The organism is uncultured Gimesia sp. (assembly GCF_937910335.1).
Classification (GTDB): domain Bacteria; phylum Planctomycetota; class Planctomycetia; order Planctomycetales; family Planctomycetaceae; genus Gimesia.
Genome location: NZ_CALEMX010000094.1, coordinates 1 through 7,038 on the forward strand (window position 1 = coordinate 1; position 7,038 = coordinate 7,038).

Sequence of the window (7,038 nt, forward strand, 5' to 3'; positions counted from 1 at the left end):
CGAGATCGGTATTAACCGCGGCTAATGCCTTGCGGCTGATCTTGTTTTTGATCATGAGCCGAATGGCGTTAGCCACGGTTCCTCCAAGGTTGTAAAGAACGATTGGAAATAAGAAACACTAACTAACCGCCGGTATTAGATGAACTTCTATTGTTTTCTCGATTGCCGAGGGCAAGCGCCGTTACGCTTTAATTCTTCAGATGTAAAAGAGATCTGCCCATAAAAATCAGGAACCATTGATGATGATCTACCGCTTCACTCTGCTTCTACTCGCGTTCTGCTTCACTTCCCAAACCTTCGCCGCGGACCGTCCCAACGTGTTGTTCATCGCCGTAGATGACCTGCGCCCGGAACTGGCCTGTTATGGAAAGCAACATATTCATTCGCCCCATATGGACGCTCTGGCAGAGAGCGGCACTCTGTTCGAGCGAGCTTATTGCATGGTTCCAACATGTGGCGCTTCCCGCGCCAGCCTCATGACAGGCATACGGCCCGCGCCGAAACGGTTCGTCAATTATCTGGCATGGGCACAGAAGGACGCGCCCGGTGTGACAACCATGAATACGCAGTTCAAAAAGAACGGCTATCATACGGTCTCACTGGGAAAAATATTTCATCACCCGAAAGACAGCGCCCAGGGTTGGTCCGAACCAGCCTGGCGACCGAAGGGTATCTCCTGGTATCAACGTCCTGAAAATCAGGAGTTGCATGCGAAACGACAAAAAAAGGGCAGGCGAAAACGAGGTCCCGCCTGGGAATCGGCAGACGTCCCAGATAATGCTTATGCAGATGGCGTGTTGGCGGAACAGGCCATTGCCACGTTGCAGCGGTTGAAAGAGAAAGAAGAACCCTTTTTTCTAGCGGTCGGATTTTTCAAACCCCATCTGCCCTTTATTGCACCAAAGAAGTACTGGGACCTGTACGACCACGCGAAGATTCAGCTTCCTGACAACTACCAGGTCCCGGAAGGAGCACCCGGAGAATCGATTCATTCTTCAGGCGAATTACGTGCCTATGCCGGTATTCCAGCCAAAGGGCGAGTATCCGACGAAAGTGCCCGAAACCTGATTCATGGATACTACGCCTGCGTAAGTTACACAGACGCTCAAATTGGTAAGCTGTTAAGCGAACTCGACAGATTGAAACTGACCGACAACACCATCGTCGTCCTCTGGGGCGATCACGGCTGGAACCTGGGAGAACACACTCTCTGGTGCAAGCACAGTTGCTACGAAACCTCAATGCAGATTCCCCTGATCGTAAGAGCCCCGGGAATCAAAGGCGGCCAGCGGAGGGCTGCACTGATCGAGTCCATCGACGTCTATCCCTCACTCTGTACATTAGCGGGACTTCCCTTACCAGAACACCTTCAAGGACAGAGCTTCGCTGGTTTGATGCGGAATCCCAAAGCAAAATGGAAGCAGGCAGCAGTAGGACGCTATCGGAACGGCGACACCATCCGCACAGATACATTCCGATTCACCGAATACACGAATCAAAATGGAAAACAAACCTCGCGCATGCTTTACAATCACGCAGTCGATCCTGGTGAAAACATCAACGTCTCAAAAAAACAGCCAGACACAATCAGTGATTTGGCCAGCCAATTAAACCGGCTGAAAGGGCGTGACCGTAAACAGGTCAAAAAGAAGTGAATAAAAGGGTCTCTTCATTCACAAGCTTCCCAAAACGTAATCGCTGAAGACAGACTATGCCAGACCGGTATCAAGAACAACCAGATTCAATCTCATTTTCCGCGCACGCTGCACGATTCAAAATGGCACCAGCGGGAAACTTTCTCTCAACAGAACTCTATTCCTCCATCGAATCCCGGTTATCCTCGATTGTCATACAATACCACTTTTACTTTGATGGGCGGCGTAGTGACTGTGTATTTCTGCGGCTTACCTTTGGGCTTCGTTTTGTCGGGAAAAGGAAAGGGGGGTAGCCCGGTGTAAACAGTGTATGTGGCTGTAATCGTATATTCTCCCGGCTCACACCAATAGTACCAGGAAGTGCCGCCATTCGGATTCAATGACTTGATGGAGAGACGATAACTCTTACCAGGTGCAATCGTCAGCTGATTGCTGCTACCCCAGGATTCTCCTGACAGGCTCTCTAAATTCTCCGGTTGAACAACTCCTTTTCCTTTCACTGTCAAATCGGGATAAATGATAGACCCTCTCGGAAAAATTATCACCTCTTTTTGACTGATATTCTTGAGCTCCAATACCAGATCGACTTTCGGGGCAGGTGGAAATTTGGCGCTGTCTGTTTCTTCCTCAATCTGTTTGCGAAACGCGTTTCCATAGCGCCCTTTTGGCAGGACATACTTCGATTGATTCACGATCAATCTCGCTTCAACCGGAGCTTTCTTTGTCGGCTTTTCAGCCTGCAGCGGAATGGTGCCCCAAGTTAGACAAAAGACAACAAGAAATATGAGGAGCTGATTTAAGTTCATAGTCATGTTCCAGTTTACTCTGATCAAAAAGAGCCAACGAGTCAGGCTTAACGCTTAGTTGACGAAGCTGAGTCTAACCGACAAATCTCAGTTTGCCAGATTCACCTCGAAGCATTAAGTATATTCTAACAAGCCCGGACTCCAATCGACTACTTTTTGTTTGTGATTTGTCAGAAAGCGTTGATCAAAAGAACCTGAAACTGATTGTTCAATAGGATAGCCCATGCTGATTTACGTTGATTCATGGCATACTCTTAAATATTGCCAGAACAAGAACGCGCGCCTCGCACTTACCGATAGTTAGTTCTCCAGCGAATCACAAAAAATGCGTACAGCAGAATTGAATGCATTTGGGTTCTCCAGAAAAACAAAATGACTGCCCCCCGCGTCGGCATCGATCATCGTCACTTGTCCGCCGGGAATTTGAGAAGCAATCCAGGGCATCACAGCAGGTCCCAAATGACTACCTTTACCACCGATACAAAGTGTGGGCAGCGTAATTCGCGGCAGAAGATCACGAAAGTCAGCATAACTCACACTCAGCAACAATTGCGCAGCATGAGATCGTGGAAATTTCAAACTGTCCTGTATGACATTCGCCAGGTCTGACTCGGGAAAAGCGGGAGTGAACATACTAGCCAGGAACTCCCGTGATTTCGCTTCTCCCTCTGGTCCACCAACAATAGCCGCTTGCTCAAGCACTTCATCTCCACCCACCGCTGCTCCGTAGTTGCGACATTCCACCTCGGACCATTCCGGACGTTTGATGCGCGCGATCATCTGGTCGCAAAGGATTAAGCCGCGGAGATTCTCTTCGCCGAAAAGATCAATGTAATTCCAGATCACGGCACATCCAGCCGAGTGTCCCAGCAAAATTACACCATGCAAGTCTCTCGCTTCAAGAAACTCACGCACATCCATCGCCAGCCGCGAAAGCCGATATCCATAGTTCGGTTTAGATGATTCACCATGACCACGGTAATCCAGCGCCAGGCAATGAAAGGAATCACTCAGGCCTTCCAATTGACCATGAAACTGGACCGCCGACTGTGACCACCCCGGAAGTAAAACTAGCGTTGGTCCAGTACCCACTTCAAGGAAGTGCAAATCGACGCCATCTTTTGTTGTGAAGCGATCAGAGTTTATGCTCACCATCTTTCGAATTCTCCCACCAACACTCTGAATTGATTATACTTGCCGCGCAGCTTTCAGAAAGTATTTTTTCCACGTAGACGATTTGCGATTTTCCGGATCTTCAAAAAGTGCATATCCTTTTTTGACATGACCCTTGGCAAAATATTTGAGTGGTTTTGCTTTCCCCTTGGCAATCAGGTCATCTGCTTCCTGCTCCGGTAACTTAAATGCCAACCCCATCGGAGACCACGAAGCACAAATCGCTCCATTCACATACAGCGCAGCACCACTGAAGAAGTGTTTGACTTCCATCGGCATCGAAATGTCTTCCTCAATCTTCAACTTGTCGACGAGAGCAATTAACTTGTTGAAATATTCTTTTGCCATACTTTTAACAATTTGTTATCCGACTAAGGATGGAATCACAAAACAACATTTCTTGCTTACGAATCCATATTTGAAATGGAGTCAGCGACGAAGTATCTGCGAACCCAAAGCATGTATCCCACGAACACAACAAAGCTCATACCGAACATCAAGGGCATATTCATCCGATCAATCATTCCGGATTTCTCTATGAGTTTCAACTGTTCCTCAGGGAAGTTAATTTCTCGATATAAGTCCATCATGTCGATACGTGAAAAAGTGATAATGGCTGACACTCCAAATGTTATGTATACAACAAGTGTCGTCCACCAGGCCGCTATCTTCAATTGATAAGTCGCCCAGGCCAGATAAGCGGATAGGAGAGTAAAGGCGAACATTACCAGGCCACCTGGGACGCCCTTCAAAAGGATTCCAAAGAACGGCGTAACGAAGCCGTAGCTCGCCGAATAGAAGAACGAAAGCGATCCGTATCCCAGCATCAGGCTCATCGCCAGCACGGGTAGCGGACACTTGTCGGTCCAGCGAACATGGGGGTCTCTCATGTCGCACGTCGCTTTCACGTGTTTACTTTGATAGAAAAATACAAAAATTCCAGGCAGAAAAAGATACATGCAACCTATCGTTCCCGTCATCACCACTTGCATAAACACAAGCATCTCTTTGGGGACCTGTTTATCCTGACCTGCCATGTTAAACAGGTTCGGACCCCAGGAAACAATCATGATCATCGCCAAAATGCCACAGGCGAGCCACATCCACCCCAGTACCAATGTGAGCGCTCTTGCCCAGCGACGGGCAAGAATGGAGCCCACTCCCAACCAGATTAACAGTACAGCAAGCAAAGCGTATATTCCAATCGTGGGAACCAGCATCTGTGCGTTCATCTGGGCGTCGTCCGCAGGGACAACAGATAACGATAGCAACATCAAGGGAATCAGCAGGGCACAGCAGCCACCCATGAAAATTTGCAGAATTCCGAAAACGATAAGACCTGTGATTCGATCCTTGAACGGTGGGTTACCCGCCGATGGATTGCTAACGGTTGAGGAGTCTACAGCACTACTTGACTCCAATGAACGTGCGGAAGTTTCGCCACTGACATGATCGGGCTTTGTCGGTTCATCCGCCTTTGAAGAGTCATTGTTTTCGTTGTCATTCATGTCGATTTCCAGAACTACAGAAGATTCAGTTATTGACTAAACATGCTACGGAACGCTGCTCCAGGAGCTTTCAGGGTATCAAGGTATCCATAAGCCTACCAAAAATGTGCGGTGCAGCAAGATAATAATGAGACGGCCCCCAGTTAACTCGGGCTTCGATTTCATGTCTCAGCAGTCATAGTACCCATCGCTGGTAAAATATAACGCGGGTTGCGGTGAGTTTTCATGCAAATGCAGTTTTTACATTAGCATCAATTATATCAACTGGCTGATCGATACCGCCTTCTCAGGAGGGGTCTCTCTAAACACGACTCCCGTTTCCCATGTTGGTCTATTCAAGTCAGTCTGTCGTGACCAGAATGGATGGCTCTTCATATGGTTTTAGATGGAATGCGCGATTTGAATCATACCATCCGATGAATTGGTTTTTCTTTTCCTGTCGATATGAATCAGGTGTAATCATGTTTTTACGCACGCTTTTTTACGCCCTGATCGGTCTGCTACTCCTGCCCGTGCCGCCAGTCTCTGCGCAGTCGCGCCGAGCCCTCAAAACAGAAGCCAATTCATTACAGTCACTGGTTCAACCTTCGCTTGGGACAAAGAGCTATCCTGATTTTTTTGTCGTGAATTCCATTCACTGTCCCCAACAGTCTGTTGGCTCTAATCCCCAGTGCCAGGAACTCATTCATCACTATCTGCAGGATCGGATGTATCATCCAACCGATATGAATTCGCTCGTCGCCTCTTTGAAACCGGGCATTCCCGTCTGTATCGTCGTGCATGGCAGCTTCGTCAAAACGAAGGAATTCTACTCGCAATCCATTATCCATTATCAGCGAATTCTGGCGTCAGCCAATGACCGTCCCCTGCATTTTATTGCAGTTCATTGGCCCAGCGATCCCGGTTTATTGATCACTCCCATTCAGCAGGTGAGAAAACTGGGTAATCGAGCAGAGTATAATGGGATCTATCTCGCGCGTTTGATCACACGCATTCCTCCCGATAATCCGGTCTCACTGGTGGGACACAGTCATGGCTGCCGCGTGATTGCTTCAGCGTTACACCTGTTGGGAGGCGGGGCAGTACAGGGGGTTGTTGTTGAAAATCCGTATCCTCAAAGGCGGATGCGCGCTGTGTTTGGAGCGGGGGCAGTAGAGCAAAACTGGATGAACCCGGGGCAACGTTATGGAAACGCTTTCAATCGAATTGAATTCTTGCTGAACATCAAAAATCAGCGAGATGCAGTTTTAAAATTGTATACGCTGACCGAACCCTATCGACCGCATACACTCGGACAGAATGGATTTCGCATTCAGGATCTGGCACTGATTAATACTCAGGCGGGAAAGATCGTCGAATACGATGTCACAAATATCATTGGCACAGGGCACATGATTTCGCATTACGCGCATCATCCGCAAATACAGACGACCTACATGCCTTATGTCTATTTCGACTGATGGAAATCGACACTCTCAGCTTGCATTTCAATCGGTAAAGCCGTTTTAGAACGGCAGTCTGTCACCTACCGCGGTATTTTAGAGGGGCGCTTGATTCCCAGCTTGTTCATTCGATAGCGAAGCGTACTAGGGGCGAGTTCCAGACTACTCGTCCATCAACGACGGGATTTCCAATGTGTCCATTAAGGAATCTTGTCCAGCTTCTTTTTCAAAATCTCACGACCCTGATTGACGGCTTGCAGAAACTCCTCCTGATAGACTTTTCCTGCCGTTTTGCGTGCGAAAATTTCTAATTGATCCAACATTTGTAAACCTTCACGTACAGAAACAGGATCGGCAGAGAGTGAACCCTGACGAACAAAATAAATGGGACTCGTATGAGCAAAGCGTAAACGAGATTCTTTAATGCGCGGCGGAACTGAGTACCGCTCCAGTT

The 7,038-nt window shown here is 48.1% G+C and carries 7 protein-coding genes; 2 read left to right on the forward strand and 5 right to left on the reverse strand.

Annotated elements, in window-relative coordinates; all coding sequences use genetic code 11:
- The first annotated feature begins 239 nt into the window (after positions 1-239).
- Complete coding sequence (locus Q0668_RS03735; protein WP_298860057.1) at positions 240-1,655, forward strand: sulfatase; 1,416 nt, start codon at positions 240-242, stop codon at positions 1,653-1,655.
- A gap of 179 nt (positions 1,656-1,834) precedes the next feature.
- On the opposite strand, the gene Q0668_RS03740 is transcribed toward Q0668_RS03735, so the two are convergent.
- The 4 genes from Q0668_RS03740 to Q0668_RS03755 all read right to left on the reverse strand — a co-directional run bounded on the left by Q0668_RS03740 (position 1,835) and on the right by Q0668_RS03755 (position 5,142).
- Positions 1,835-2,461 (reverse strand): hypothetical protein, encoded by a 627-nt coding sequence (locus tag Q0668_RS03740; RefSeq protein WP_298860059.1) that lies wholly within the window; start codon positions 2,459-2,461, stop codon positions 1,835-1,837.
- Between the two features lie 300 nt (positions 2,462-2,761).
- Positions 2,762-3,616, reverse strand: a complete 855-nt coding sequence (locus Q0668_RS03745) for an alpha/beta hydrolase (RefSeq protein WP_298860060.1) — start codon at positions 3,614-3,616, stop codon at positions 2,762-2,764.
- A gap of 33 nt (positions 3,617-3,649) precedes the next feature.
- Positions 3,650-3,982 carry a TfoX/Sxy family protein gene (locus tag Q0668_RS03750; protein ID WP_298860062.1) on the reverse strand — a complete coding sequence of 111 codons (333 nt, stop codon included), beginning with the start codon at positions 3,980-3,982 and terminating at the stop codon, positions 3,650-3,652.
- Positions 3,983-4,038: 56 nt separating this feature from the next.
- On the reverse strand, positions 4,039-5,142 hold the full coding sequence (locus Q0668_RS03755) for a hypothetical protein (protein WP_298860064.1): 1,104 nt from the start codon (positions 5,140-5,142) through the stop codon (positions 4,039-4,041).
- 461 nt (positions 5,143-5,603) lie between these two features.
- On the opposite strand from Q0668_RS03755, the gene Q0668_RS03760 reads away from it, so the two are divergent.
- Positions 5,604-6,602 (forward strand): hypothetical protein, encoded by a 999-nt coding sequence (locus Q0668_RS03760; RefSeq protein ID WP_298860065.1) that lies wholly within the window; start codon positions 5,604-5,606, stop codon positions 6,600-6,602.
- A 182-nt stretch (positions 6,603-6,784) separates the two neighbouring features.
- Here Q0668_RS03760 and Q0668_RS03765 read toward each other — a convergent pair.
- The coding region (locus Q0668_RS03765; RefSeq protein WP_298860067.1) for a hypothetical protein at positions 6,785-7,038 on the reverse strand (254 nt) is incomplete at its 5' end.

What these genes read in the sequence shown, in the direction of transcription:
- Q0668_RS03760 (WP_298860065.1), top strand. Translation starts at nt 5,604, where the DNA reads ATGTTTTTACGCACGCTTTTTTACGCCCTGATCGGTCTGCTACTCCTG.
- Q0668_RS03735 (WP_298860057.1), top strand. Translation starts at nt 240, where the DNA reads ATGATGATCTACCGCTTCACTCTGCTTCTACTCGCGTTCTGCTTCACT.
- Q0668_RS03745 (WP_298860060.1), bottom strand. Translation starts at nt 3,616, where the DNA reads ATGGTGAGCATAAACTCTGATCGCTTCACAACAAAAGATGGCGTCGAT.
- Q0668_RS03740 (WP_298860059.1), bottom strand. Translation starts at nt 2,461, where the DNA reads ATGAACTTAAATCAGCTCCTCATATTTCTTGTTGTCTTTTGTCTAACT.
- Q0668_RS03750 (WP_298860062.1), bottom strand. Translation starts at nt 3,982, where the DNA reads ATGGCAAAAGAATATTTCAACAAGTTAATTGCTCTCGTCGACAAGTTG.
- Q0668_RS03755 (WP_298860064.1), bottom strand. Translation starts at nt 5,142, where the DNA reads ATGAATGACAACGAAAACAATGACTCTTCAAAGGCGGATGAACCGACA.